This window comes from Paractinoplanes tereljensis (assembly GCF_016862435.1).
In the GTDB taxonomy this organism is placed as follows: Bacteria; Actinomycetota; Actinomycetes; order Mycobacteriales; family Micromonosporaceae; genus Actinoplanes; species Actinoplanes tereljensis.
The window spans coordinates 84,493-108,245 of the sequence record NZ_BOMY01000012.1 but is presented as its reverse complement, the minus strand read 5'-3'; the positions used below and the strand labels follow the sequence as shown (position 1 = coordinate 108,245).

Sequence of the window (23,753 nt, the reverse complement as noted above, 5' to 3'; positions counted from 1 at the left end):
CTCAGAGCGTCGCCGCGCCGTGATAGAAGTACTGCCCCAGCCCGACGGTGAAGATGGTTAGGCCGTAGAGGGCGTGCTCGACCGACACCACGAGCAGCGAGCCGGTGCGCTGGTAACGGCGGGCGAACAGCCAGCCGCCGGCGATCGTGGCGACCACCGCGAGCACGTTTCCGAAGAGCAGGTGGGCGAAGCCGAAGGCCACCGCGCTTGCCGCGGCGGCGGCCAGGCCGGTCCCGAACACCGGCGCGTACCGGTGCAGCAGGAACGCCCGGAACAGCAACTCCTGCGGATAGACCGAGACGAGCGGATAGAAGATCACGATCGCGAGCCACAGCAGCGGCTCGCGCCGCGGCAGGTCGAACAGGTGGTCGCGGTCGAACAGCGCGACCGCGACCACCGCGAGAACCGAAACGGCCAACCACAGGGCGAGTACGCCGGGCAGGGCCGTCCGCAGGGCGCCGGCTCGAAGCAGAGCCGTGCGGGTACGCCGCAGGTAGACGACCACCGCGACGGCCGCCAGCAGCAGCACCGGGATCGGGCCGCCGGGCACGTGGACGGCGATGTAGAGACCGACGAGTCCGAAGAAGATCAGCAGGTACTCGAGCAGTCTCATCGGGCGGACGGTAACTGGTGGCGGTAACCCGGGCGCGAGGTCCGGGTTACCGCCGCTGGTCAGGCGATCGAGCAGACCGTGCCGTTTAGGGTGAAGGCGGTGGGCAGGATGTTCGGGCCGCTGTAGGAACCTACGAAGCCGGCCGAGGTCGTGCCGCCGTTAGCGGCCAAGGTGGCGTCGCTCGTTACCCGGACGTCGGTGCCGGTCTGGGTCCAGGTGGCGGACCAGCCGCTGCTCACGGTCTGCCACGTGGTCGGCCAGGTGTAGTTGAGCGTCCAGCCGGTCAGGGCGGCCGGGCCGGTGTTGGTGATGTCTACCTGGCCCACGTAGCCGTTGCCCCAGTCGTTGACGTCGGCGAACTTCACCGTGCAGGTGCTGGTGGCGGGGGCGCCGGTGGTGAAGGTCAGCGGGGCCGAGGACCAGGACTGGTTGCCGGCGTTGTCGCGGGCCAGCACGTTCACCGTGTACCGCTTGCCGGGCTGGAGGTTGCGGACCGTGAACGACGTACCGCTGGTCTCGCCGAGCTGTTCGCTGATCGCGCCGTTGGCCCGGTAGATCTCGTACTTGGTGGCCTTGGCCACCCCGGTCCAGCTGATTGTGGCGGTGCGGTCGGTCACCGCCGACGCGGTGACCTGGGTCGGCGCCTGCGGCGCCGTGCTTGCGGCGGCGGGCTTGAGGGTCAACAGCGTCAGCGAGTACGCCGGAAGCGTGGTCGCGCTGCCCGCGTGGATCGCGGTGTCGCCGTTGCCGTAGGTGAGCACCGTCGGCGCGGCCGCGGACGGGGTGTAGCCGGCGTAGCTGACCGCTACGTCGTGCGCGGCGTCCGGGTCCTTGTTGATCAGCAGGACCGACAGGTCGCCGTTCGGTCGCCGGGCCGCGTGCGCGGTGACCAGCGGGTTGTCGGTGCCGGCCCGGATCGTCTGGTCGCCGGGGTGCAGGAACGACGACAGCAGCTTCAGCGCGTGGTACGGCGCGAACGGCGTGTTCAGGGCCGGCTCGCAGACCGAGTTGTCGGCGGTGCAGGTGCCGCTGGAGAGCAGGCCGAAGTCGTTGTAGTCGGTCTGCCCGGCCACCGTCGAGGGGGTGCCGATGCCGTTGTGGACGTTCCACCACTGCACGGTGAAGACGCCGTTCGCGATCAGGCTCGCGTACGCGTCGGCCAGGAAGATCGCGCCGGGCTGGGTGTTCTGCCCGACCCCGACGTTGAGCTCGGTCAGGCTGATCCCGATCTTGCCGGCGTTGGCGCCGCCGAACTTGTTGATCTGCTGCCGCAGCGCGTAGACGGTGTCGTCGATGTACTGGGTCTTGCCGATCGCCTCGGCCGCGCTGCCGCCGCCCGGGTACCAGTGCACGTCGGCGAAGTCGATGTGCGGGCCGGCGATGGACAGCACGGTCTGGTTCCAGGTGGCGCTGTCGCCGGACGCGACGATCCCGTCCGGCCAGTTCGCGGGCGTGGTGAGCACGGCGCCCACCTTGATCGTCGGGTCGACCGCCTTCATCGCGTCGGCGTAGGCGACCACCTCGTTCGCGTACTGGGTGGGGCTGAGGTCGGTGTGGTCGTCGGCCTCCCAGGCCGAGCCGTACCGGCCGTTGCCGTAGTTCTCGTTGCCGATCGTCCAGTACTTGGCCTGGTAGCCCTTGGTCACGTTGGCGTACCGGACCCAGCCGGCGGCCTCCTCGGCCGAGCCGGTGCCGTAGTTCGCGATGATCATCGGCTGGGCGCCGGTGCGGCGGGCCGACGCCATGAACGTGTCGAAGTCGGTGTTCGGTGCGACGTAACCGCCGGGCGCGGTGTGCGTCTCCCAGTGGTAGATGTCGGCGTAGGAACCGCCGGGGTAGCGGATCATCTTGACGCCGGCCGCACCGAGCAGGTCGGCGACGGCGTCGGTGCCGAGCGTGGTGTCCCAGATGGCGTCGTTGACGCCGAGCGCGGTGGCCGGGACGGTGGCCTGACCTGCTCGGGCGTTGACGCTGACCTGCACTGGGGTGGTGGCGGCGAAGGCGCCCTGGGCCGGTGGCGCGACCAGGGCGGTGGCGGCGAGAAGGGCAGCGCCCAGGGCCGCGCGACGGGGAATCGCGGACTGCATGGCTCTCCAAGTGGGTGGATATTCAGGGGGGATGGGAGCGCTCCCATTTTGCGGTTGAGAATGAGCACTGTCAATATGCGGAATATTTCCTGGGAATTTCCTGTGACTCTGCGAATTAGGCCGGAAATGCGGCGAGGGCCGCACCCGTTTCCGGGTGCGGCCCTCGGCCGTTAACTGCTCTTCTGGGTCGGGATTACTTCTTGACCGTGAAGTTCGGGTGGTGCGGCGGGAAGTGCGGCTGCGGGCCGTGGTGGCCCGGGAAGCCGGGGCCCGGGTGGCCGGGGAACCCGATCGGGCCGTGGTGACCAGGGAAGCCGCCGTGGTTCCAGCTCACCTGCAGCGCCCAGTAACCGCGCTTGAAGCCGAACCGCACGGGGTAGCAGCGGTAGTTGTCCCACTGGTTACGCCACTCGCCGACGCGGCCGGCCCGGTTGCAGGCGATCGGGCTGCGGTAGTAGCCGGCGATCCGGGTGCCGAACGGTGCGGGCTTGTCCGCGACCTTGGTCGTGGACTTGGGCGCGGCGGGCGCCGCCGTGTCCGATGCGGCGGCGGCCGGGCCGGCGCTGAATGCCACTGCGGCCGCAGCGGCCATTCCGGACATCACGATCATGCGGGCAACTTTATTCATCGCTTCACCTCTTCGTATCCGGGGTAATGCCGATGTGAAGATCATAGGAAAATCACGGCATTTGTCCGCTTTAAAACGCACACCCGAATAGGTGAATTGATCGAGGGGCTATTTGATGATTAAAAATGCGGTCCGGCGGGAATAGCCCGCCGGACCTGCATCGATTAGTCCGTTCGGACGAGTCAGCTTGTCGGTTTGGTCAGCAGGCAGCCCGACACGGTCAAATCGATAGTGCGGCTGGCATTGAGGCAGGTCGTGAACCAGTACGTCTGCTCGCCATAGCTCTGTCCCTGGTATGCGTGCGTGGTGCCGTTCGCGTCCACCTCGCACGGATTGTTCAGGGTGCACATCGCGCCGTCGTCGTTACCGGTGTTGTTGATGCCGACGATCTGGCCGCTTGTCGCGTCCACCAGCGGCGAACCCGAGGTGCCGTGGATCGTGTCGCAGTTGACGTCGTACCGGATCGAGTCCTTCCAGGTCCAAACGCCCTCCCGCAGCGTGCTCACGAAGCTGTCGATCTTGCAGTTCCAGATCTGCTTCCAGTAGCTGGACGGGATCGTGATGCTCGAACCGGCGACCGGGTGGCTGCTCGAGATGGTCAGCGCGGTCGCACCGTAGTTGCTGCTCAGCGTCGCGAAGGTGGAGGTGAGGCGGTAGAGCGTGACGTCGGTGCCGGTCATCGTCGCGTAGAGGACGCGGTCGGCCCGGACCGTGCCGAGCGCGGTGCCGCTCGAGTTCAGCAGTGAGCCGCTGCGGGTGCTGGTCCGGTTCTGGATCACCACGCCGGCGCCCGGCATGCCGCCCTCGTAGCAGTGCCCGTTGGTCAGCATCATCGCCCGGTCGCTCGAGACCGAACTGGGGAAACGCACCAGCGCGGCCGAGCAGTTGCTCAGCTTGATGGTGTTGGCCAGGGTGACGGCGGCGAGAGCCGTGGTCGGGGCGGCGGCCTGAGCGGCGGCGGCCGGGCCGGCGAGGATGCCGGTGGCGGCCGCGATCGTGGCGGCACCGAGTGCGATTGCCCGTCGTAGGCGCATGAAGGGTCCCTTCTGCTCTTTCGGGGGTGTGGGCGCGTGACGGGTCGGCGACACGCTGACACCTGGGGTGCCCGTACCCTTGCATTGAGATTGACCGATGTCAATCAATGCCGTTACCGGGTCTCCTGAGCCGCGCGCAGCGCTGCCACCCGAGTGTCGTCGGCTCGCTTCCGCCAGGTGATGATCTCCCTGGTCGGGGTCACGGCACCATCCAGTCCAGAACCGGGGTGCCCTGCAGCGTCACCAGCACGCACATGACCAGCAGCAGCACCAGGCTCCAGCCGACCACCCGGCGGAAGATGTCACCCTCCTTGCCGGACATGCCGACGGCCGCCGCGGCGATCGCCAGGTTCTGCGGGCTGATCATCTTGCCGAGTACGCCGCCCGAGGAGTTGGCCGCGGCCAGCAGCACCGGGTCCAGGCCGGCCTTCGTCGCGGTCTGCACCTGCAGGGCGCCGAACAGCGCGTTCGCCGAGGTGTCCGACCCGGTCACGGCGACCCCGATCCAGCCGAGAATCGACGACAGGAAGACGAAGAAGCCGCCGGCCGCCGCGAGGAACTCGCCGAGCGTGTTGGTCTGCCCGGACTGGTTCATCACGTAGGCGAGGGCCAGCACCGCCATCACCGTGACGATCGCGTGCCGGAGGGTCCAATAGGTGTCCCGGTAGGCCCGCACCGCCGAGCCGACGCTGACTCGCAGCACGATGGCGGTCAGGATGCCGGCGAGGATCATCAGCGTTCCGGCCGCCGGAAGCCAGCCGAAGGTGAAGTTGACCGACGACAGCGGCTTCCCGCTCGCTCCCGTCACGTGCAGGCCCGGCCAGGCGAAGACGACCGTCCAGGGCTCCTTGGCGAGGGCGGCCTTGATCGGCCCGAGGCTGGCAATCGAGAAGATCGCAATGATGATCAAATACGGGGCGTAGGCGCGGGCGATCTCGGCGGGCGAGTCACGCTGATCGTCCTGCCTTGCGGCGTACGCGTTCCCGCCGCTCCGCGGCGCCCCGGCCGTTGCGTCGTCATCGACCCGATGCCGCCCCGCCTGCGCGTCGGCGCCGCCGCGCCCGGTGTCGGGGTCACCCAGGTCCGAGCCGCCGCGTCCGGTGAGGGTGTCGCCCTCGCCGTCGGCGCCGCCCCGGCCGGTGTCCGGGTCGTCGCCACCGGGCTCGGTGCTGGGTTCGCCCAGGTCCGCGCCGCCACGCCCGGTGTCCGGCTCGCCGAGGTCAGCGCCGCCGCGCCCGGTAAGGGTGTTGCCGGTGAGGTCGTCACCGTCGCCGTCGGCGCCACCTCGGCCGGTATCGGGGTCGTCATCGCCCAGGTCGGCCCCGCCGCGTCCGGTGAGGGTGTTGCCGTCACTGTCGGCGCCGCCCCGGCCGGTATCCGGCTCGCCCAGGTCCGCGCCTCCTCGGCCGGTGAGGCGGCGGCGGGTTCCGGCGGTTACCAGTTCGCCCTCGCCGGCGTGCAGGGGTGGGGTCTCGGCGGGCTGCCAGATGCGCAGGAGGAGCACTACGGCGGCTGCGGCGGCCAGCGACGCGATGATGTCGGTCAGCGGGACCGAGACGTAGTTGGAGGCCAGGAACTGGGCGATCGCGAAGACCACGCCGGCCACCGTGGCGGCCGGCCAGGTCTGCCGGATGCCGCGCCGGCCGTCGATCACCGCGACCAGGATCAGCGGGACGATCAGGGCCAGGAAGGGGGTCTGGCGGCCGACCATGGCGCCGAGCGTGTCGGCGTTCAGCCGCGGGTCGTCGACGGCGCCGGAGGTGACCGTGCCGAGCGTGGTGATCGGGGTGGCCAGCGCGCCGAAGGCGACCGGCGCGGTGTTGGCGATCAGCGCCACGGCGGCCGCCCGGATCGGCGGGAAGCCGAGGGCCATCAGCATCACCACGGTGACCGCGACCGGGGTGCCGAAACCGGCCAGCGCCTCGAGCAGCGCGCCGAAGCAGAACGCCACGATGATCGCCTGGATCCGCATGTCGGGGCTCACCCGGGCCATCGACCGGCGCAGCACGTCGAAGTGGCCGCTCACCACGGTCAGGTTGTAGACCCAGATGGCGTTGAGCACGATCCACAGGATCGGGAAGAACCCGAACGCCGCGCCCTCGGTGGCCGACAGCAGTGCCTGCCCGACCGGCATCGCGTAGACCACGATCGCCACCGCGAGGGCCACCGCGAGCGAGATGACCCCGGCCAGCCAGGCCCGCATCCGCAGGGCCCCCAGCAGCACGAACAGGGTGAGTAGGGGCAGCGCCGCGAAGATCGCGGAGATCGCGATCGAGTCGGCCACCGGGTCGGTCACGATTCTGAACTGATCCACCATGTCGACCATCCAGAGTTATCGATCTACCTGGTGGCGAATCTACTCGTGACCGCCGTCACTGGTAAGGGGTGTGCGGAGGTTGATCACTGGTCTTCGGCGGCGTTCCGGGTGCGGAGGGTCGCCCAGCCGACGAGCGCGGCCGCCACCACGGTGAGCACCAGGCCGGAGATCCGGGTCGCGTCTTCGAACTGGGCGGTCTGCTGGGTGGTCCAGTCCGACGTCGCGATGGTGCCGGCGAACATCGCCGCCAGGATGGTGCCGGTGACGGCCAGGCCGATGCCGGAGGCGACCTCGGTGGCGGTGTCGGTGAGCGCCGCGCCGATCGTGGTGCGGTTCGCGGGCAGGCCGCGGAGCACGTTGACCACGGCGACCACGCCGACCACCCGCATCCCGGCCGCCTCGATCACCAGGGCGAGGGCCACCCACCCGTAGCCGTAGCTGCCCAGCAGGCCGTAGATGGCGAGCCCGGTCACGACCGCGGCGGCGCTGAGCCAGGCGGCCCGGTCGAGGCCGACCCGCTGCACGAACGGATTGACGAACGCGCCCCCGGCGACCAGGACGATGACCTGCGGCAGCATGCCGATCGCGGCGAGGGCGGGGGACCAGCCCCAGTCCAGCTGCAGTTGCAGCGTCACCAGGTAACCGAGGCCGGCGGTGGCCAGGCCGGCCGCGGCCTTGTAGGCCAGACCGGCCGAGACCAGGGGCTGCGCGACCAGGTTGAGGTCGAGCAGCGGGTAGCGCGCTGTCCGCTCGCGGAGCACGAAGAGAATCGCGCCCGCGACGGCGGCCGCGGTGGCCGCCCAGGGCGCCCACGAACCGGTGCCCTCGTTCACGAACAGGGTCGGTGCGACAAGGGCGAGCACGATCGTCGCGGTGCCGAGCGCCGCGCCGAGCACGTCGACCGGGTCGCGGTGCAGGTCGGCGGGCTCGTCGGCGGCGATGCCGGTGCCCACGGCGATCAGTGCGAAGGCAGCGATCGGCACGTTGACCAGCAGCAGGACCTGCCACGGCGCGATCGCGAGCACGAAGCCGCCGGTGGTCGGGCCGATCGCGAGCCCGATCAGGCCCACGGTCGAGATCAGGGTCATCGCCCGTACCCGCAGGGTGTCGTCCTCGAAGAGCCGGAACGCCAGTGCCGCCGAACCGGGCGTGGTCATCGCGGCCGCGACGCCCATCAGCGCCCGGACCGCGATCAGTTGCTCCGCGGTCGTGACGAACGCGGTGGCCAGGCTGGCCACGCCCAGCAGGACCAGGCCGATGAGCATGATCCGGCGGCGGCCGAACCGGTCGGCGATCGCGCCGAAGCCCAACATCAACCCACCGAACACCACGGCGTACGCGCCGGTAGCCCACTGCAGGGTGACCGTCGAGGCGTGCAGTTCGCGGCCGATGGTGGGCAGTGCGACGTTCAGGATCGAGTTGTCCAGCATCTCGAACAGGAACACCGCGCACAGCCCGGCCAGGGCGACCCAGGCGTCCCGCAACGAGCGGGGTGGGGTGGAGACCGTCATCTGCGGTCCTTCCGTAGGAACGGCGTTCGCATCTATACGAACGCTGTTCCTACACGATAGAACGCTGTTCCCCTTGGTTGTAAAGTGGTCGCATGGTTCGGAACCCTCAGCAGCGACGTAACGAACGTCACCAGCAACCCGCGGCGCCGACCGTGCGGCGCGGCCCGTCCGGCGGGACGAAGAAGCCGATCACGGTCGACGCGATCGTCGACGCCGCGTTCGAGCTGGTGGCGGCGGACGGTTACGACGCCCTGACGATGCGCCGGCTGGCCGCGGCCCTGGAGACCGGCCCCGCGTCGCTCTACGCCCACGTGGTCAACAAGGACGACCTGGGTGAGCTGCTCATCGGGCGGCTCTGCGCCCGGATCGAGTTCCCCGCCCCCGACCCCGGGGCCTGGCGGGAGCAGATCACCGGCGTCTGCGCTCAGCTGCGCGACGAATACCTGCGGTTCCCGGGCATCACTCGGGCCACTCTGGCGATGGTGCCGACCAACCTCGACACCCTGCGGGTCAACGAGGGGTTGTTCGCGATCCTGCTGGCCGGCGGCGTGCCGGTCCAGGCCGCCGCCTGGGCCACCGACGCGCTGGGGCTCTACGTCAACGCGTACTGCTTGGAGATCTCGATGCGCGACGCCGTCCGGGCCGACGGCGAGGACGGCTGGGTGGTCGACCGGGCCGAGATGCGCAGCCGGTTCGCCGCGCTGCCCGACACCTTCCCGCAGACCAGGCGGTACGCCGCCGAACTGACGGCCGGCGACGGCCACGATCGGTTCGACTTCACCGTCGGGCTGATGATCGCCGGCCTCGGCTGACCGTTACGGCTTGCGGGCCACCCCGGCCACGACGTCGAGTCGCTGCGGGTCGGTGTCGGTGGGGCGCCACAGCGGCGCCGAGGTGACGCCGGGCTCGACCAGCTCGAGACCCTCGAAGAACTGGCCGAACGCGGCGTGGCCGCGCAGCACGTAGGGCGGGTTGGCCTGTTCGTTCCAGATCTTCTCGGCTTCGCCGTGCTCGATGCTGTGCGAGCCGTCGAGGGCGATGAAGTAACTGCCCGGCGCGAGCGCGGCGACGTATTCCCGGACCATCGTCAGGGCCTGCTCGTCGTCGGTGATGTGGCCCAGGATGCCCGACATGATCAGCGCGATCGGCTGGTCGAAGTCGAGGGTCTTGCCGGCCTCGGCCAGCACCTTGGCCGAGTCGCGGCCGTCGGCGTCGACGTACTGCGTGACGCCCTCGGGGCTGCTGGTCAGCAGGGCGCGGGCGTGCACGAGCACGAGCGGGTCGTTGTCGACGTAGACGATCTTGGCGTCGGGCGCGAGCCGCTGGGCCACCTCGTGGGTGTTGTCGGCGGTGGGCAGGCCGGTGCCGACGTCGAGGAACTGGCGGATGCCGACCTCACCGGCCGCGAAGCTGACCGAGCGCACCAGAAACGCCCGGGACGCGCGGGCGTTTTTCTCGATGTCCGGGAAGGCGGCCTTGATCTGCTCACCGACCTGGCGGTCGACCTCGAAGTTGTCCTTGCCGCCGAGCCAGTAGTTCCAGATGCGCGCAGTCTGCGGCACATTGGTGTCCAGCTCGTTCACGTCGCCCATCGTGACCCGTCCGTCCATGATCGACAGTCCTTCTGCGCGCGCATTCTCCCCGGCCAGAAGCGGTCTCGGCAACCCCGAATCCGGCCCCGCCCGTACCGCTGCGGTGGCGTCTTCGATCTTCGAACTTCTCCCGAAACCTGGCCGATAAAGCCGCCACACGCTGGGCTTTTTGTGGAAACTCCGGTGAAACACGCCCTGGTTAGCGTCGTGCCCTCTCCAGGGAAAGTGAGCTTCAGCGTGACCTCATATATAAATCGGCGTTCCCTGCTTCGTGGTGGCGCCGGCCTGGCGCTTTTCGGCGCCAGCGCTGCTGTTCTGGCTGCCTGCGGTGACGACGACTCCTCCTCGCCGTCGTCGTCGGCGTCCGGTGGCACGAAGGACTTCGGTGCCCTCAACTACCAGCTCTCCTGGGTCAAGAACGTGGAGTTCGCGGGCGCCTACATCGCGGACACCAAGGGCTACTACACGGCCGCCGGTTTCAGCTCGGTCAATCTGATGGCGGGCGGTCCCAACGTCAGCCAGGACGCGGTGGTCGCGTCGGGCAAGGCGCTGCTGGGCATTTCCTCGCCGGACATCACCGCGGCGGCCGTCCTGAAGGGCGCCGAGCTGGTCATCGTCGGCGCGCAGTACCAGAAGAACCCGTTCTGCATCATGTCGCTGGCCTCGGCGCCGATCAACTCGCCGGCCGAGCTGATCGGCAAGAAGATCGGTGTGCAGGCCACCAACGAGCCGGTGTGGAACGCGTTCCTCAAGGCCAACAACATCGACCCGAGCAAGGTCACCAAGGTGCCGGCCCAGTTCGACCCGTCGCCGCTGGTGTCCAAGGAGGTCGACGGCTGGTTCTCGTTCTTCACCAACGAGCCCAACCTGCTCAAGACCAAGGGCGTCGACACCGCGGTGATGCTGCTCAACGACCACGGCTACCCGATGGTCTCCGAGGTCTACGTGGTGAAGAAGTCCACGCTGACTTCCGACCGCGACAAGCTGAAGGCCGCGATCATCGGCGACATCAAGGGCTGGACCGACTCGGTCGCCGACCCGAAGGTGGGCGCCAACCTGGCCGCCACCAAGTACGGCAAGGACCTGGGCCTGGACGAGGCCGAGCAGGTGCTCGAGTCGACCGCGCAGAACACCGTGGTCTCGACCGACGACACCAAGAAGAACGGCCTGTTCACCATCACCGACGAACTGATCGAGGAGACGATCAAGACGCTGGCCCTGGGCGGCACGACCATCACCAAGGAGCAGCTGTTCGACATGTCGGTTCTCACCGAGATCTACACCGAGAACCCGACCCTGAAGGGAACGTCCTGACCGAGGAGGGCCGGGGGATCGTGCTGCGGCAGCTCACCAAGCAGTTCACGATCCGCCGGTCCACCGTCACCGCCCTCGACCACGTCGACCTGGACACCCCGGAGGGCGCGTTCGTCGCGCTGCTCGGCCCGTCCGGCTGCGGCAAGTCGACGATCCTGCGCATCCTCGCCGACCTGGAGAAGCCCACCTCGGGCGAGGCGTTCGTGCACGGCGAGGAACCCGAGGCCACCCGCCGCAACCACCACCTGGGCATCGCGTTCCAGGACGCGGCGCTGCTGCCGTGGCGGTCGGTGACCGCCAACATCCGGCTGCCGCTCGAGGTCAGCGGTGTGAAGGTGCGCAACGAGACGATCACCGAGCTGATCAAGCTGGTCGGTCTCGAAGGCTTCGAGCAGGCCCGGCCGGCGCAGCTGTCCGGCGGCATGCGGCAGCGGGTGGCGATCGCCCGCGCGCTGGTGGTCGAGCCGCGCATCCTGCTGCTGGACGAGCCGTTCGGCGCCCTCGACGAGATGACCCGGCAGCGGCTCAACCTGGAGTTGCAGCGCATCTGGACCGAGCGGGCCACCACCACGCTGCTGGTCACCCACTCGATCGCGGAGGCGGTTTTCCTGGCCGACACGGTCGCGGTGATGAGTGCCCGGCCGGGCCGGATCGTCGCCCAGGTGGAGATCGACCTGCCCCGCCCGCGCACCCCCGAGATGATGCGCACCGCCCGTTTCCACGAGTTGGAGGACCAGCTCAGCGCCCTGCTGTTCGGGGACGAGAAGTGAAACGGCTCTACGGTGCCGCCGGCATCCTTGTCCTGCTGGTGGTCTGGGAGATCGTCGGCCGCACGGTGTTCGCGGACAGCCGCGCCGTCCCGCCGCCCACCAAGATCCTGAGCCAGTTCGGGCACGACGGCTGGTCGTTCTACTGGCCCAACATCAAGGCCACCCTGCGCACGGCCGGCTGGGGCTGGCTGTGGGGCAACGCCATCGGGATCGGCTTCGCGTTCCTGCTGATCCAGTTCCCGCTGATCGAGAAGGCCGGCATGCAGCTGGCCCTGGTCAGTTACTGCCTGCCGGTGATCGCGATCGGCCCGGTGCTGGCCGTCCTGTTCACCGGAGACAAATCCAAGGTCATCCTGGCCGCCATCTCGGTCATCTTCACCACGCTGGTCGGCGCGCTCGTCGGCCTGCGCAGCGCCGACCGCACCAGCCTCGACCTGGTCCGCGCCTATGGTGGCGGCAAATGGACCCAGCTGTGGAAGGTCCGGATGCGCGCGTCGCTGCCGAACCTCTTCGCCGGTCTGCGCATCGCCGCCCCCGCCGCCATGCTCGGCGCGATCATCGGCGAGTACCTGGGCGCCGAGTCCGGACTGGGAGTAGCAATGATCAACTCACAGCAGAGCCTCGCGGTCGAACGAACCTGGGGCATCGCCCTGGCCGCCACCGCCCTGTCCGGCGCGGCTTACGGCTTGACCGCCCTGGTCGGCCGCCTGCTCACGCCGTGGGCGCCGAGGGCTGCCGAATGAGGCGCGCCTTGATCCGGCTTCTGAACGGAGTCGGCGGCGCCGCCCTATCCGTAGCGATCATCTGCGGCGTCTGGCAGCTGCTGGTCAAGGGCTTCGACCTGGACCCGTTCCTGACCCGGGGTCCGTTCGACGTCTGGCGTTACCTCACCGACCCCACTCACGGCCCCGAACGCACGCTGCTCTGGGAGGCCAGCAAGGTCACCGCCCTGGACGCCGCGATCGGCCTGCTCGGCGGCACCGTCGCCGCGCTGGTCACCGCGCTGGCCTTCGCCCTCTGGCGCCCGGTGGAACAGACCCTGCTCCCGATCGCCATGGCCCTGCGCGCGGTCCCGCTTGTCGCGATGACCCCGCTGATCGCCCTGATCTTCGGCCGCGGCCTGATGGCGGTCACCGTGATCGCCGGCATCGTCACGTTCTTCCCGGTCCTGGTGAACGTCTCGCTGGCGCTGCGAGCCGTGCCTAGCTCATCGATGGACCTGATGCGCGCCTACGGCGCTTCCCCCTACGCCACCCTGCTGCGCGTCCAGCTGCCCGGCGCGCTGCCGGCTTTGTTCGCCGCGATGCGGGTGGCGGCCCCGCTGGCCCTGGTCGGCGCCCTGCTGGCCGAATGGCTGGCCACCGGCAAGGGCCTCGGTTACATGATGCTGGCCTCGGTGACGACCTTCGAGCTGGACCGGATGTGGACCGGCGTAACCATCGTGACGGTCGCGTCGATCCTGCTTTACACCCTGATCAGCGTCATCGAACAGCTCACCCTCGTCCGTTACGCCCCCGAACAGCAAACCCGAACCCTTTAACCGCAGAGGTACGGGCGGGGCCGTTCCGGCCCGCCCGTCTCCGTCCCGTGGCGACCTGCGTTACTTCGTGAATTTGACCTCGGCGGTGGTTAGCGCGTTGCCGGTGCGGCCGGGGGCTCGGTGGTACTGCCAGTAGAGGTTGGTGTGAGCGATCACCTTGTCGGGCGTGGGGGCGCCGTAGGAAGAGAGGTCTTCCGTGGTGTGGGCGTCGGAGATCAGGGTGGCGTCGTAGCCTCGGGTGATCGCGCCGTGCAGCGTCGAGCGGATGCACTCGTCGGTCTGGGCGCCGGAGACGTAGAGGTGGCCGGCGCCGCGGGCGGCCAGCACCTCCTCGAGGTTGGTGTCCTCGAAGGAATCGGGCCAGCGTTTGTGGACCACGGCCTCGGTGTCGGTGCGCTTCAGCTCCGGGACGTATTGCCAGCCGTCGGAGTCGATCGGCATGTCGTCACTGCTGTGCTGGACCCAGATGACCTCGACGCCCGCGTTGCGGGCCAGGTCGACCAGGTCGGCGATGTTGGCGACGATGCGGTCGCGGTCGTGGGCGCCGACCACCACGTCGTTCTGCACGTCTATTACCAGAAGGGCGCTGTTGGGGCGGTTTTCCAGCGTGGTCATGAATGGGACGCTAGACCCCGGGTACGACATTTTTTCGGAACAGGGAGTCCCGGGGGAGACGGATGGACACGCCCTACCTGCTCGTCGACATCGCCGCTGCTGTCGCTCAATACCGCCGCATCGCCGCGGCCTTCCCCGATGCGCCGGTCTACTACGCGGTCAAGGCCAATCCCGAGCCCACCCTGCTCATCGAGTTGGTCAAGGCCGGCTGCCACTTCGACGTGGCCAGCCGGGCCGAGGTCGACATGGGCCTGGAAGCCGGCGCGCCACCGGCCACGTTGTCCTTCGGAAACACCATCAAAAAGGCCGAGGACATCGCGTACGCGTACGGAAAGGGTGTTCGGACTTTTGCCTTTGACAGTCTCGGTGAATTGGAGAAGCTGGCCGAGCACGCGCCCGGCGCCACGGTGATCTGCCGGGTGCTGGCCTCCAGCAAGGGCGCGCGATGGCCGCTGAGCCGCAAGTTCGGGTGCGCGCCGGAGATGGCGGTCGATCTGATCCGGTGGGCCGCGGCGCACGGTCTCGACCCGGCCGGGGTCTGCTTCCACGTCGGCTCGCAGCAGCTCGACCCGGGTCGCTGGGAGCCGAGCATCGCCGAGGCGGCCGCGATCTTCGCCCGGCTGGCCGCCGACGGCATCGCGTTGCGGCTGGTCAACTGCGGTGGTGGCTTCCCGGTCGACTATCAGACCGAGGTGGCCCCGATCGAGAAGTACGCGGCGGCCATCGACGCCGCGGTGTCGGCCCACTTCGCCACCCGGCCGGCCCTGATGATCGAGCCGGGGCGGTACATCGCGGCCCCGGCCGGCGTGCTGCACACCGAGGTGGTGCTGGTGTCCCGCAAGTCGTACGCGGACGAGCCCCGCTGGGTCTATCTGGATGTCGGCCGCTTCGGCGGCCTGGCCGAGACCGAGGACGAGGCGATCCAATATCGCCTGACCACCCCGCACGACGGCGCGGTCACCGCCCCGGTCGTGCTGGCCGGTCCCACCTGCGACAGCGTCGACATCCTCTACCAGAACGTCAACTACGAACTGCCGCTGGCGCTGCGGCCGGGCGACATCGTGCAGATCCACGGCACCGGTGCGTACACGGCCACTTACGCTTCGGTCGGCTTCAACGGATTCCCGCCGCTGCGCACCGTCTGCCTGCCCATGGTGGGGGGAGACGCCGATAGGTAAAGCCTCTTACAGTGTGCCCGTGGAACTCTTGCTGCCGTCCGAGGAGCAGGCGTACCGGCTGCTGGTGCGGATGGCCGGGGCCGGTGCCGACGAGTTCGCGGAGCGGGCCGGGGTCAGTGCCGGGCAGGCCGTTGCGCTGCTCGAGGAACTGCGCCGCCGGGGTCTGGTGACCGCCGGCCCGATCTACCGTGCGTTACCACCCGACGTCGCGCTCGGTGAGGTGCTGCTGCGCGAGCAGGAGCACCTGCAGTCGGCCCGGCAGATGGTGGCCGCGCTCAGCGAGGACTACCGCAGCAACAACCGCTGGCGCAGCACCGAGCACCTGATGGAGATCGTGATCGGCGCGCCCGCGCTGCGCGAGCGGCTGCGCGAGATGCAGGACTCGGCCAAGGAGGAGATCCGCTGGTTCTGCCGGGCCAACCCGATCGCCATGCAGGGCCCGGACAACACCGAGGAGACTCCGGCGCTGACCCGCGGCGTGCGCTATCGGGCGATCTACGAACGCGCGCTGCTCGACAAGCCGGGCGAGCTGACCAGCATCCTCGAGGCGGTGGGGATGGGCGAACAGGCCCGTACCCTGCCGATCCTTCCGGTCCGGCTGGCCATCGCCGACCGCAACCTGGCGATCTGCCCGCTCGTGCCGGATGCCGCGCGCGGCGCCGGTGAGCCCACCGCCGCGCTGATCCGCTCCTCCGAGCTGCTCGACGCGCTTATCGCGTTGTTCGAGAGTTACTGGGAGCGGGCGACGCCGCTGGTCGCCGAGGTGGCCGAGGAACCCGATCGCTTGCTGCTGTCGCTGCTGGTGGCCGGCCTGCCGGACAAGTCGATCGCCACCCACCTGGGGATCAGCAAGCGGACCGTCCAGCGCCGCCTGGACCGCCTGATGGCGGTGGCCGGGGTGGACAGTCGAGCCGGCCTGGCCTTCCAGGCGGCGAAACGTGGCTGGCTCTGACCGTTGTAACCGAGCGGGATCATGACGGATCCGCCGAGCCCGGCCGCACCGGCACTGGATGCTGGGCCGCTTCCGCCCGCTGGGGGCATTGGGCAGAGCGGCTGCGCGTGGCGGCGCGGGCCGGTGCGGCCGGGTGCCTTGATGACCCCGCCGCGGCTGGGACGCCGATCGGGGCGTCGCGCAGCACAGACAGTTGCCGCATGGTGGGTCTCCTTCGAGCAACCGGCGGTGGGGCAGCGGTTCAAATTTTGAAGACGTTGGATGGCTTTCCAAAGGCCCAAAACTGCCGCACCAACGCCATGGCGCAATGTGGACACCGTCGTCATGACTCCGCGTGTATCAGAAGCTTGCGCAGAAGATCGGCGAGCGTCTGCCGCTCCTCGACGGTCAGCGGTTCGAGGAGCCGGTTCTCGCTGCGGCCCTCGGTGCTGGCGTGCCGTTCGAACGTCGCGTAACCGGCGTCGGTGAGCCGCACCTCGACCCGGCGCCGGTCGCCGCCCGGGTGCGTGCGGGTGATCAGGCCGGCCTCGTCCAGGCTGACGAGGCGGTTGGAGAGCGCGCCGCGGGTCAGCCCGAGCAGGTCGGCGAGCCGGGACGGGCCGGCCGTGTAGGGCGGGCCGAGCCGGCGCAGGGTCAGCAGGATCTTGAACTGCCACAGCTTGAGGCCGCCCTCGGCCAGGGTCTCCCGGCGGTACTGTGCGGCGTACCGGGTCAGGGTGTGCAGCCGCGCGAAGATCGCCTCGGTGAGCGGGTCGAGCCAGTCGTGTTCGCGCTGCCAGAGCTCGACGTGCCGGTCCACCGAGTCGCGCATGGCCGCCCCCCGTTCCCGAGATGGTTTTCTTGTGGATAGTTTTTCGAAAAACTACCGTCCGGCCCATGAGTGTCAACGGGGTAGGAATCGCAGTGGACGAACTGGTGGCGGCGGCTCGGGAGCTGGCCAACGCGGGCCGATCGGAGCGAGCGCTGGCGTTGCTCGACGCAGCCGTCGCCGATCGGGTGGGACGGGCGGCGCTCGATCTGGCCGCGGCCGAGGTGGCACTGGCCGGAGTGTGGTTCTCCGACTCGGGTCAGGCCGGCAAGCGGCTGGAGGTCTGCGGCAGTGAGCCCGGGTGGCAGCTGGACTTCCTCCGCTTGCAGTACGACTATTCCCAGCTGCTGCATACCGGGGACGAACTGCGGCTGGGCCCGTGGGGCAAGGCCCCGGCCGCGATCACCGGCGACGAGGCCGGCGCCCGGGCCCTGGCCATCGAGGTCGCTCGCTGGGCGGCGGCGATCGGCGCGACCCGCCTGCACGCCCGGGTGGCCGCCTTCCTGGCCGGCGCCGACCCCCTGGCGGAACCCGAACACGACTAGGGTCATTGCGTGGGTGCTCATCAGCTGTCCCGGGCCGAGGCACGGCGGATCGCGGTGCGGGCGCAACTGCTCGACGCCGCCCGGCCCGACGGGCTGCTCGACCTGGTGCACGGGCTGACCCTGTTGCAGTACGACCAGACCGCGGCGGTCGCGCCCAACGCCCACCTGGTCGCCTGGAGCCGGCTCGGCCCGGCCTATTCGCCGGCCGACCTCACCGACGCGCTGACCGCCCGGGAACTGCTGGAAATGCGCGGCCTGATCCGCCCGGCGGCGGATCTCCCGCTCTATCGGGCCGAGATGGAAGAACGGCGAAATCAACCCCGGGAGTGGGTACGCGCGAACGACGCCTGCCGCCGCGACATCCTGCAGCGCCTGGCGGCCGAGGGGCCGTCGGTGGCGCGGGAGCTACCGGACACCTGCGTCGTCCCGTGGAAGTCGACGGGCTGGACGAACGACCGCAACGTCATCCAGATGCTCGAGTTGATGCTGTCCAGCGGCGAGGTCGCGGTGTCCTCCCGGCGGCGCGGCGAGCGGCTGTTCGACCTGGCCGACCGGGTCTACCCGGACGTGCCGGCGGTGCCGATCGAGGAGGCCCGCCGGTTGCGCGACGAGCGCCGGCTGGTCGCGCTGGGCATCGCGCGGGCGCGGGCCGCCGAGACGATGATCGAGCCGAACGGCGTCGGCGAGGCCGGCGAGGAGGCGGTCATCGAGGGCGTGCGCGGCAAGTGGCGGGTCGACCCGGCCCAGCTGGACCAGCCGTTCGAGGGCCGGGTGGCGCTGCTGTCCCCCTTGGACCGCCTGGTCTACGACCGGAAGCGGATGGTCGACCTCTTCGAGTTCGACTACCAGCTGGAGATGTACAAGCCGGTCGCCCAGCGCCGCTGGGGTTACTGGGCGCTCCCGATCCTCGACGGCGACCGCCTGGTCGGCAAGCTCGACGCCACCACCGACCGCAAGGCGGGCGTGCTGCGCGTCGACGCCATCCACGAGGACGAGCCGTTCGACGAAACCGAACTGACCCGAGAGATCGAGTCCCTGGCCGAGTGGCTGGGCCTGGACCCAACCGGCTCGATCACCACCTAGAGACCTTTTCGGACCAAGGTCCGGCATCCCCGCGCCTGCCGCATCGGACCGCGTCTGCCCGTTCTCCAATAAGCCGGCCTTTCGCACGCGGGCGAGGGGCCAGATCCGAAAGGCTGGGCGCCGGGGCCGCTGGGTGATCCGGCGGAGCAGGCCGGCCGCAACATCCCTTTTCCGTACGCGCCGCCTCAGTCCCGTGGCACTCGGTCCCGGCCGGTGCGACTCACCCTCCGCGCGCCCGCTACGGGCGGGCCCGGCCCCACGCCGGGCGGGCCCCCAGGGCCGCCCGGCAGGCCGCGGATCATGCCCGCTGATCAGGGCGAACGGCAGGCTGTTCGGCGCTTTGCAAAGTGCTGGATTGGGGTTGGGGCGGGTGACTGGTTGCGCGAGAGTCGCGGCACGTGCCGGTGTTGTGCGGCGGTCGCGGGGTGTGGGCGGTCGGGTGCTGTTGCGGTTGTGGCGTCGCAGCCCGTACGGGTAAAGGCTCTGTGTCTAAAGCGGGCGCAGGCCGCGCAGGGTGAAGCCGAGGCGGCGGTCGTAGTCGGACCGGGACTGGTGGGGGCAGGCGCGGGCGATCGTGCCGCGTTCGAGGATCAGGTGGGTCAGGTCTTCCGGGGTCAGATCGGGGCGGATCGCGCCGGCCGCCTGGGCGTCGCGCAGCAGCCCGAGGGCGAACTCGCAGGCCTGGTCGCACAGGATGCTCAGCGGCTTGGAATCGGGCAGGGCCCGCATCAGCACGTCGTTGGCGGCCGGTTCGTCGAACTGCAGCAGCCAGATGCCGCGCAGGTAGGCCTCGAACCGGGGCAGCGGCCCGTCGAGCGCCTCGACCTCGTCGACGATGGCCCGGATCCGCTCGGCCACCAGCTCGTCGACGACCGCGTCGATCAGGCCGCGTCGGCCGCCGAACCGGTGGTAGATGGTGCCCTTGCTGACGCCGGCGGCCCGGGCCACCTCGTCCATCGGGGTGGTCAGGCCGCCGGTGCGAAAGACGTCGAGGGCAGCCCGCCGGATGCCCTCGACGTTGCGCCGCGCGTCGGCTCGCAGTGTCATGCCGGCTGCGTCGCCCGGTCCTGCCAGGTCACGTCCAGGGCCTTGCGGAAGGTCTCCAGCGGCTGCGCGCCGGAGATCGCCCGCTTGTTGTCGAAGACGAAGAACGGCACCCCGCTGATGCCCAGCTGCTTGGCCTGCGCGAGGTCGGCGCGGATCTCCTTCTCGTACGCCCCGGTCTCCAGCACCTTCGCCGCTTCGGCGCGGTCGAGACCCTCGGACGCGGCCAGGTCGGCCAGCACGGTGTGGTCGGCGAGGTTGAGGCCGTCGGTGAACTCGGCCTTGAACAGCCGCTCGACCATCGCGGTCTCCTGGCCGTGGGCCTTGGCCAGGTGGATCATCCGGTGCGCGTCCAGCGTGTTGATCATCTGGGTGGACTCGAACCGGTAGTCGAGGCCGGACTGGGCGCCACGGGCGGCCAGCTGCGCGTGCGAGCCCTCGATCTGAGCCTTGGGCATGCCGTAGTTGCGGGCCAGATAGTCGTCGGCCAGGACCGCCTCGCCGACCGGGAAGGCCGGGTTGAGCTGGAAGCTGTGGTAGCGGACCTGCACCGCTGAGCCGTGCGGGAACTGGTCGACGGCCTCGGACAGCAGGGCGTGACCGAGGTAGCAGAACGGGCAGACGACGTCGCTCCAGATGTCGATCGTCACCGGCTCAGCGGCCCGGCCGAACACACTGGCGCTCATCAGTCACACGTCCCGTCAACAGCGCAGACGCCGGCGTCGTCGGTCGACTCCAGCATGATCAAAGGCACGGGAACCGGCTCCGGCTCCTCGGCCGTGAGCTCTGGCTCAGCAGTACTTGACTCCATGGTCAAGAAGCTACCCGGAACTTGACGCTACCGCCAAGAAACTATTCGGCAGTACTTTTCAGCTCGGCCAGCAGGCCGTCCCGGTCGGTCAGCACCTCACTGAGAATGCGGCGGCCGGCGGCCAGCAGGTCGGCCACGGCCGGGGTGCTCAGCGCGTACATCACCAGGCCGCCGTCCCGGAAGCTGACCACGATGGCGGCCCGCCGCAGCAGCGCCAGCTGCTGGGAAAGATTCGACGGTTCCACGTCGATCTCGGCCAGCAGGTCACGGACCGGACGCGGGCCGGCCTGCAGCAATTCCAGCACCCGGATCCGCACGGGATGGCCGAGCATGCGGAACATCTCCGCCTTGGCCTGGTACAGCGGCACCGACATGCGCCTTCAACGCCCGGCCGGTCGATTGGTTACGCACATGCAGTGATGAGTAGTTGCAGAAGTCTTCAAGTCGACGGACATCGTGTCCGGCCCGCCGCCGCCCCGGACCGGCATCGTCGACGGCATGGCAGAGATGGATGTGGCACTGAAGGACGCGATGCAGATCGGTGGCGCCATCGGTGTCGCCCTTGTCGATCACACCAGCGGGATGGCGCTGGGGACCGTCGGCGGTGGCAAGGATTTCGACCTGATCACCGCCGCGGCGGCCAACACCGACGTGATCCGGGCCAAGCTGCGCACGATGGAGATGCTCGGCCTCAACGAGCCGATCGAGGACGTGCTGGTGACCCTGGACTCGCAGTACCACCTGATTCGCCCGCTGACCGCGCGCTCCGGCCACGGGTTGTTCCTCTACCTCGCGCTGCATAAGGACCGGGCCAACCTCGCGATGGCCCGGCACCAGCTGCGCAACATCGAGCAGGCCCTGGAGATCTAGGGCCGGCCCGCATTGTGGGCGATGATCGGCGGCGTGGATGCTGAGTGGGGCCGCTGGCGGCAGGACAATTTCGGGGATCCGTACATGGTTTGGCACGACGGGCCCGACTTCACCGTGATGGTGGACTCGGCTCGGGCCGACCCCGAGACCGTGTTCCGCATGCTGCGCGCGGGGCTGGCCGACGGTGACCCGCTCGCCGCGTCGAGCTTCGCCGAGCTGGCTCAGGCCGGCCTGGCCCCGCCCGAGGCCGAGGAGCTGCTGCGATCCGTGGCGGCCGAGGCGAACGGGGAACTGCTGATCCGGGTGGCGCAGGCGCTGTACGCCCTCACCGGGGACGCGTCGTGGGCCGAGTCGGTCGTCACGGTGCTGCGGCATGACGGGTCGGAGTTCGTGCGCCTCGACGCCGCGATGGCCCTGGCGCACTTCCCGGCCTCGGCCGCGCTGGTGGCGGCGGTGGCGCACGGGGTGCGGGATCCCGCCTACCTGGTGCGCTACCACTCGGCCAACACGTTGCTCCGCTACGCCGGCCGCCGCGGTGACGTCAGTTCGGATGCCGCTCTCTTCCGGCGGGTCAGCGGCGACGACCCGGGCGGGTGGGAGAGCGCGGCCGCAGACCTCACTCGACGGTGACCGACTTGGCCAGGTTGCGGGGCTGGTCGACGTCGTAACCGCGGGCGGTGGCGATCTCGCAGGCGAGGATCTGCAACGGGACCGTGGTCATCAGCGGGGCCAGCAGGGTGGGCACCCGGGGAACCCGGATCACGTCATCGGCGTACGCCTCCACCGACTCGTCGCCCTCCTCGGCGATGATGATGGTCCGCGCGCCGCGGGCGCGCACCTCCTGGATGTTGGAGACCACCTTGTCGTGCATGGCCGACGACGGGACCACGCAGATCACCGGGGTGCCGTCGTCGATCAGCGCGATCGGGCCGTGCTTGAGCTCGCCGGCCGCGAAACCCTCGGCATGCATGTAGGCGAGTTCCTTGAGCTTGAGCGCGCCTTCGAGGGCCACCGGGTAACCGACGTGCCGGCCGATGAACAGCACCTGCCGGGCCGAGGCCAGGTCGCGGGACAGCTTGCGCACTCCGTCCATCTGGTCGAGCAGGCCGCGCAGCAGGTCGGGGGTCTGCTGGAGCTGCTGCACGACGGCGCCCACCTCGTCGGGGTACATGATGCCGCGCACCTGCGCGAGGTAGAGGCCCATCAGGTAGCAGGCGACCAGCTGGGTCAGGAAGGCCTTGGTGGAGGCGACCGCGATCTCCGGGCCGCCGTGCGTGTAGAGCACCGCGTCGGACTCGCGCGGGATTGTCGAGCCGTTGGTGTTGCAGATCGCGAGCACCCGGGCGTTCTGCTGCTTCGCGTGCCGGAGCGCCATCAGGGTGTCCATCGTCTCGCCGGACTGGCTGATCGCGATGACCAGGGTCGACCGGTCCAGGATCGGGTCGCGGTACCGGAACTCGCTGGCCAGCTCCACCTCGCAGGGGATCCTCGTCCAGTGCTCGATCGCGTACTTGGCCACCATGCCGGAGTGGTACGCGGTGCCGCAGGCGACGATGAAGACCTTCTCGACGTCGCGCAGGTCCTGGTCGGACAGGCGCACCTCGTCGAGCGCGATGCCGTTCTCGGTCAGCCGGCCCAGCAGGGTGTCGGCGATGGCCTGCGGCTGGTCGGCGATCTCCTTGAGCATGAAGTGGTCGAAGCCGCCCTTTTCGGCGGCGGCCGCGTCCCAGTCGATGTGGAAGTCGGTCCCGGTGGTCGGCACGCCGGCGAAATCCATGATCTCGATCGAGGAGGGAGTGATCACCACGACCTGGTCCTGGCCGAGCTCGATCGCCTCGCGGGTGTGGTCGATGAAGGCCGTCACGTCGCTGGCGAGGAAGTTCTCGCCGTCACCGCGACCCACCACCAGCGGCGAGTTGCGGCGGGCGCCGACCACCATGTCGGGCTGGTCGGCGGCGACCGCGAGCAGCGTGAACGCACCCTCGAGCTTGAGACAGACTCGCCGCATGGCCTCCGGCAGGGGCACGTTCTCCATGGCCAGCAGGTGCGCCACGACCTCGGTGTCGGTGTCACTGGCGAACTCGACGCCGTCGGCTTCCAGCGCCGCGCGCAGCCGGGCGAAGTTCTCGATGATGCCGTTGTGGATGACCGCGATCCGGTTGTCCGCCGACAGATGGGGGTGGGCGTTCCGGTCGGTCGGGCCGCCATGCGTCGCCCACCGGGTGTGCCCGATACCCGTGGTGCCGGCGTGGATGGTCAGCGCCTTTTCCAAATTTGCGAGCTTGCCCGCCCGCTTCTCCATCAGCAGCTCGCCGTCGCCGATCACGGCTATCCCGGCCGAGTCGTAGCCGCGGTACTCCAGCCGCCGCAGTCCGTCCACCACGATGTCCACGGCCGTCCGCCGGCCCGCATATCCCACGATTCCGCACATGCCGGGAAAG

24 protein-coding genes are annotated in these 23,753 nt (G+C 69.5%); 11 read left to right on the top strand and 13 right to left on the bottom strand.

The window, feature by feature from the left end; translation table 11 throughout:
* Nucleotide 1: 1 nt before the first annotated feature.
* The 6 genes from Ate02nite_RS08850 to Ate02nite_RS08820 all read right to left on the bottom strand — a co-directional run bounded on the left by Ate02nite_RS08850 (nucleotide 2) and on the right by Ate02nite_RS08820 (nucleotide 8,190).
* On the bottom strand, nucleotides 2-613 hold the full coding sequence (locus Ate02nite_RS08850) for a CPBP family glutamic-type intramembrane protease (protein WP_203801998.1): 612 nt from the start codon (nucleotides 611-613) through the stop codon (nucleotides 2-4).
* A 59-nt stretch (nucleotides 614-672) separates the two neighbouring features.
* Entirely contained in the window at nucleotides 673-2,700 is a 2,028-nt protein-coding gene (locus Ate02nite_RS08845; RefSeq protein WP_203801995.1) for a cellulose binding domain-containing protein, read from the bottom strand.
* A 193-nt stretch (nucleotides 2,701-2,893) separates the two neighbouring features.
* Nucleotides 2,894-3,328, bottom strand: a complete 435-nt coding sequence (locus Ate02nite_RS08840; protein WP_203801992.1) for a hypothetical protein — start codon at nucleotides 3,326-3,328, stop codon at nucleotides 2,894-2,896.
* 182 nt (nucleotides 3,329-3,510) lie between these two features.
* On the bottom strand, nucleotides 3,511-4,362 hold the full coding sequence (locus Ate02nite_RS08835) for a S1 family peptidase (protein WP_203801989.1): 852 nt from the start codon (nucleotides 4,360-4,362) through the stop codon (nucleotides 3,511-3,513).
* A 199-nt stretch (nucleotides 4,363-4,561) separates the two neighbouring features.
* The gene (locus tag Ate02nite_RS48650) at nucleotides 4,562-6,679 is read right to left on the bottom strand and encodes an L-lactate permease (protein WP_438871171.1); all 2,118 of its coding nucleotides are present in this window, start codon (nucleotides 6,677-6,679) and stop codon (nucleotides 4,562-4,564) included.
* A gap of 83 nt (nucleotides 6,680-6,762) precedes the next feature.
* Nucleotides 6,763-8,190: an MFS transporter gene (locus Ate02nite_RS08820; protein WP_203801987.1), complete on the bottom strand. Its 1,428-nt coding sequence runs from the start codon at nucleotides 8,188-8,190 to the stop codon at nucleotides 6,763-6,765.
* A 92-nt stretch (nucleotides 8,191-8,282) separates the two neighbouring features.
* Between Ate02nite_RS08820 and Ate02nite_RS08815 the strand changes: the two genes are divergently transcribed.
* Nucleotides 8,283-9,002: a TetR/AcrR family transcriptional regulator gene (locus Ate02nite_RS08815; RefSeq protein ID WP_203801983.1), complete on the top strand. Its 720-nt coding sequence runs from the start codon at nucleotides 8,283-8,285 to the stop codon at nucleotides 9,000-9,002.
* Between the two features lie 3 nt (nucleotides 9,003-9,005).
* Here Ate02nite_RS08815 and Ate02nite_RS08810 read toward each other — a convergent pair whose 3' ends face one another.
* Nucleotides 9,006-9,800, bottom strand: coding sequence for an SAM-dependent methyltransferase (locus Ate02nite_RS08810; RefSeq protein WP_203801980.1), 795 nt, complete (start codon nucleotides 9,798-9,800; stop codon nucleotides 9,006-9,008).
* A 207-nt stretch (nucleotides 9,801-10,007) separates the two neighbouring features.
* On the opposite strand from Ate02nite_RS08810, the gene Ate02nite_RS08805 reads away from it, so the two are divergent.
* From Ate02nite_RS08805 to Ate02nite_RS08790, 4 genes are read left to right on the top strand one after another with little or no spacing between them, the layout of a single operon-like run.
* Nucleotides 10,008-11,096, top strand: coding sequence for an ABC transporter substrate-binding protein (locus Ate02nite_RS08805; RefSeq protein ID WP_239147241.1), 1,089 nt, complete (start codon nucleotides 10,008-10,010; stop codon nucleotides 11,094-11,096).
* A 20-nt stretch (nucleotides 11,097-11,116) separates the two neighbouring features.
* On the top strand, nucleotides 11,117-11,866 hold the full coding sequence (locus Ate02nite_RS08800) for an ABC transporter ATP-binding protein (protein WP_203801977.1): 750 nt from the start codon (nucleotides 11,117-11,119) through the stop codon (nucleotides 11,864-11,866).
* Nucleotides 11,863-12,609, top strand: a complete 747-nt coding sequence (locus Ate02nite_RS08795; protein WP_203801974.1) for an ABC transporter permease — start codon at nucleotides 11,863-11,865, stop codon at nucleotides 12,607-12,609. Before Ate02nite_RS08800 ends, Ate02nite_RS08795 begins: the two co-directional genes overlap by 4 nt.
* Before the next feature lie 8 nt (nucleotides 12,610-12,617).
* Complete coding sequence (locus Ate02nite_RS08790; protein WP_239147240.1) at nucleotides 12,618-13,406, top strand: ABC transporter permease; 789 nt, start codon at nucleotides 12,618-12,620, stop codon at nucleotides 13,404-13,406.
* A 60-nt stretch (nucleotides 13,407-13,466) separates the two neighbouring features.
* Here Ate02nite_RS08790 and Ate02nite_RS08785 read toward each other — a convergent pair whose 3' ends face one another.
* A complete protein-coding gene (locus Ate02nite_RS08785) occupies nucleotides 13,467-14,021 on the bottom strand; it encodes an isochorismatase family protein (protein WP_203801968.1) in 555 nt (184 codons plus the stop codon).
* A 62-nt stretch (nucleotides 14,022-14,083) separates the two neighbouring features.
* Here Ate02nite_RS08785 and Ate02nite_RS08780 point away from each other — a divergent pair, with 62 nt between their 5' ends.
* Together Ate02nite_RS08780 and Ate02nite_RS08775 are read left to right on the top strand one after the other, a co-directional pair.
* On the top strand, nucleotides 14,084-15,199 hold the full coding sequence (locus tag Ate02nite_RS08780) for a type III PLP-dependent enzyme (protein WP_203801966.1): 1,116 nt from the start codon (nucleotides 14,084-14,086) through the stop codon (nucleotides 15,197-15,199).
* Between the two features lie 19 nt (nucleotides 15,200-15,218).
* On the top strand, nucleotides 15,219-16,151 hold the full coding sequence (locus Ate02nite_RS08775; RefSeq protein WP_239147239.1) for a helix-turn-helix domain-containing protein: 933 nt from the start codon (nucleotides 15,219-15,221) through the stop codon (nucleotides 16,149-16,151).
* A gap of 322 nt (nucleotides 16,152-16,473) precedes the next feature.
* On the opposite strand, the gene Ate02nite_RS08770 is transcribed toward Ate02nite_RS08775, so the two are convergent.
* Nucleotides 16,474-16,962, bottom strand: coding sequence for a MarR family winged helix-turn-helix transcriptional regulator (locus tag Ate02nite_RS08770; protein ID WP_203801964.1), 489 nt, complete (start codon nucleotides 16,960-16,962; stop codon nucleotides 16,474-16,476).
* A gap of 65 nt (nucleotides 16,963-17,027) precedes the next feature.
* Between Ate02nite_RS08770 and Ate02nite_RS08765 the strand changes: the two genes are divergently transcribed.
* Together Ate02nite_RS08765 and Ate02nite_RS08760 are read left to right on the top strand one after the other, a co-directional pair.
* Nucleotides 17,028-17,504, top strand: coding sequence for a hypothetical protein (locus Ate02nite_RS08765; RefSeq protein WP_203801956.1), 477 nt, complete (start codon nucleotides 17,028-17,030; stop codon nucleotides 17,502-17,504).
* Between the two features lie 9 nt (nucleotides 17,505-17,513).
* The gene (locus Ate02nite_RS08760) at nucleotides 17,514-18,587 is read left to right on the top strand and encodes a DNA glycosylase AlkZ-like family protein (protein WP_203801954.1); all 1,074 of its coding nucleotides are present in this window, start codon (nucleotides 17,514-17,516) and stop codon (nucleotides 18,585-18,587) included.
* A 489-nt stretch (nucleotides 18,588-19,076) separates the two neighbouring features.
* On the opposite strand, the gene Ate02nite_RS08755 is transcribed toward Ate02nite_RS08760, so the two are convergent.
* The 3 genes from Ate02nite_RS08755 to Ate02nite_RS08745 form a co-directional block, all read right to left on the bottom strand.
* Nucleotides 19,077-19,634, bottom strand: a complete 558-nt coding sequence (locus tag Ate02nite_RS08755) for a TetR/AcrR family transcriptional regulator (RefSeq protein WP_203801952.1) — start codon at nucleotides 19,632-19,634, stop codon at nucleotides 19,077-19,079.
* A complete protein-coding gene (locus tag Ate02nite_RS08750; RefSeq protein WP_203801950.1) occupies nucleotides 19,631-20,317 on the bottom strand; it encodes a DsbA family oxidoreductase in 687 nt (228 codons plus the stop codon). Before Ate02nite_RS08750 ends, Ate02nite_RS08755 begins: the two co-directional genes overlap by 4 nt.
* A 166-nt stretch (nucleotides 20,318-20,483) precedes the next feature.
* The gene (locus Ate02nite_RS08745) at nucleotides 20,484-20,816 is read right to left on the bottom strand and encodes an ArsR/SmtB family transcription factor (RefSeq protein ID WP_203801948.1); all 333 of its coding nucleotides are present in this window, start codon (nucleotides 20,814-20,816) and stop codon (nucleotides 20,484-20,486) included.
* A 124-nt stretch (nucleotides 20,817-20,940) separates the two neighbouring features.
* On the opposite strand from Ate02nite_RS08745, the gene Ate02nite_RS08740 reads away from it, so the two are divergent.
* On the top strand, nucleotides 20,941-21,312 hold the full coding sequence (locus tag Ate02nite_RS08740) for a hypothetical protein (protein WP_203801946.1): 372 nt from the start codon (nucleotides 20,941-20,943) through the stop codon (nucleotides 21,310-21,312).
* A 33-nt stretch (nucleotides 21,313-21,345) separates the two neighbouring features.
* Nucleotides 21,346-21,942 carry a hypothetical protein gene (locus tag Ate02nite_RS08735; RefSeq protein WP_203801944.1) on the top strand — a complete coding sequence of 199 codons (597 nt, stop codon included), beginning with the start codon at nucleotides 21,346-21,348 and terminating at the stop codon, nucleotides 21,940-21,942.
* Here the strand turns inward: Ate02nite_RS08735 and glmS are convergent.
* Entirely contained in the window at nucleotides 21,929-23,743 is a 1,815-nt protein-coding gene (gene glmS / locus Ate02nite_RS08730; protein ID WP_203801941.1) for a glutamine--fructose-6-phosphate transaminase (isomerizing), read from the bottom strand. The genes Ate02nite_RS08735 and glmS overlap by 14 nt on opposite strands.
* Nucleotides 23,744-23,753: the final 10 nt, after the last annotated feature.

Coding starts and splice junctions, on each gene's coding strand:
- Ate02nite_RS08850 (WP_203801998.1), bottom strand. CDS start 613: ATGAGACTGCTCGAGTACCTGCTGATCTTCTTCGGACTCGTCGGTCTC.
- Ate02nite_RS08845 (WP_203801995.1), bottom strand. CDS start 2,700: ATGCAGTCCGCGATTCCCCGTCGCGCGGCCCTGGGCGCTGCCCTTCTC.
- Ate02nite_RS08840 (WP_203801992.1), bottom strand. CDS start 3,328: ATGAATAAAGTTGCCCGCATGATCGTGATGTCCGGAATGGCCGCTGCG.
- Ate02nite_RS08835 (WP_203801989.1), bottom strand. CDS start 4,362: ATGCGCCTACGACGGGCAATCGCACTCGGTGCCGCCACGATCGCGGCC.
- Ate02nite_RS48650 (WP_438871171.1), bottom strand. CDS start 6,679: ATGGTGGATCAGTTCAGAATCGTGACCGACCCGGTGGCCGACTCGATC.
- Ate02nite_RS08820 (WP_203801987.1), bottom strand. CDS start 8,190: ATGACGGTCTCCACCCCACCCCGCTCGTTGCGGGACGCCTGGGTCGCC.
- Ate02nite_RS08815 (WP_203801983.1), top strand. CDS start 8,283: ATGGTTCGGAACCCTCAGCAGCGACGTAACGAACGTCACCAGCAACCC.
- Ate02nite_RS08810 (WP_203801980.1), bottom strand. CDS start 9,800: ATGGACGGACGGGTCACGATGGGCGACGTGAACGAGCTGGACACCAAT.
- Ate02nite_RS08785 (WP_203801968.1), bottom strand. CDS start 14,021: ATGACCACGCTGGAAAACCGCCCCAACAGCGCCCTTCTGGTAATAGAC.
- Ate02nite_RS08780 (WP_203801966.1), top strand. CDS start 14,084: ATGGACACGCCCTACCTGCTCGTCGACATCGCCGCTGCTGTCGCTCAA.
- Ate02nite_RS08770 (WP_203801964.1), bottom strand. CDS start 16,962: ATGCGCGACTCGGTGGACCGGCACGTCGAGCTCTGGCAGCGCGAACAC.
- Ate02nite_RS08765 (WP_203801956.1), top strand. CDS start 17,028: ATGAGTGTCAACGGGGTAGGAATCGCAGTGGACGAACTGGTGGCGGCG.
- Ate02nite_RS08755 (WP_203801952.1), bottom strand. CDS start 19,634: ATGACACTGCGAGCCGACGCGCGGCGCAACGTCGAGGGCATCCGGCGG.
- Ate02nite_RS08750 (WP_203801950.1), bottom strand. CDS start 20,317: ATGAGCGCCAGTGTGTTCGGCCGGGCCGCTGAGCCGGTGACGATCGAC.
- Ate02nite_RS08745 (WP_203801948.1), bottom strand. CDS start 20,816: ATGTCGGTGCCGCTGTACCAGGCCAAGGCGGAGATGTTCCGCATGCTC.
- Ate02nite_RS08740 (WP_203801946.1), top strand. CDS start 20,941: ATGGCAGAGATGGATGTGGCACTGAAGGACGCGATGCAGATCGGTGGC.
- glmS (WP_203801941.1), bottom strand. CDS start 23,743: ATGTGCGGAATCGTGGGATATGCGGGCCGGCGGACGGCCGTGGACATC.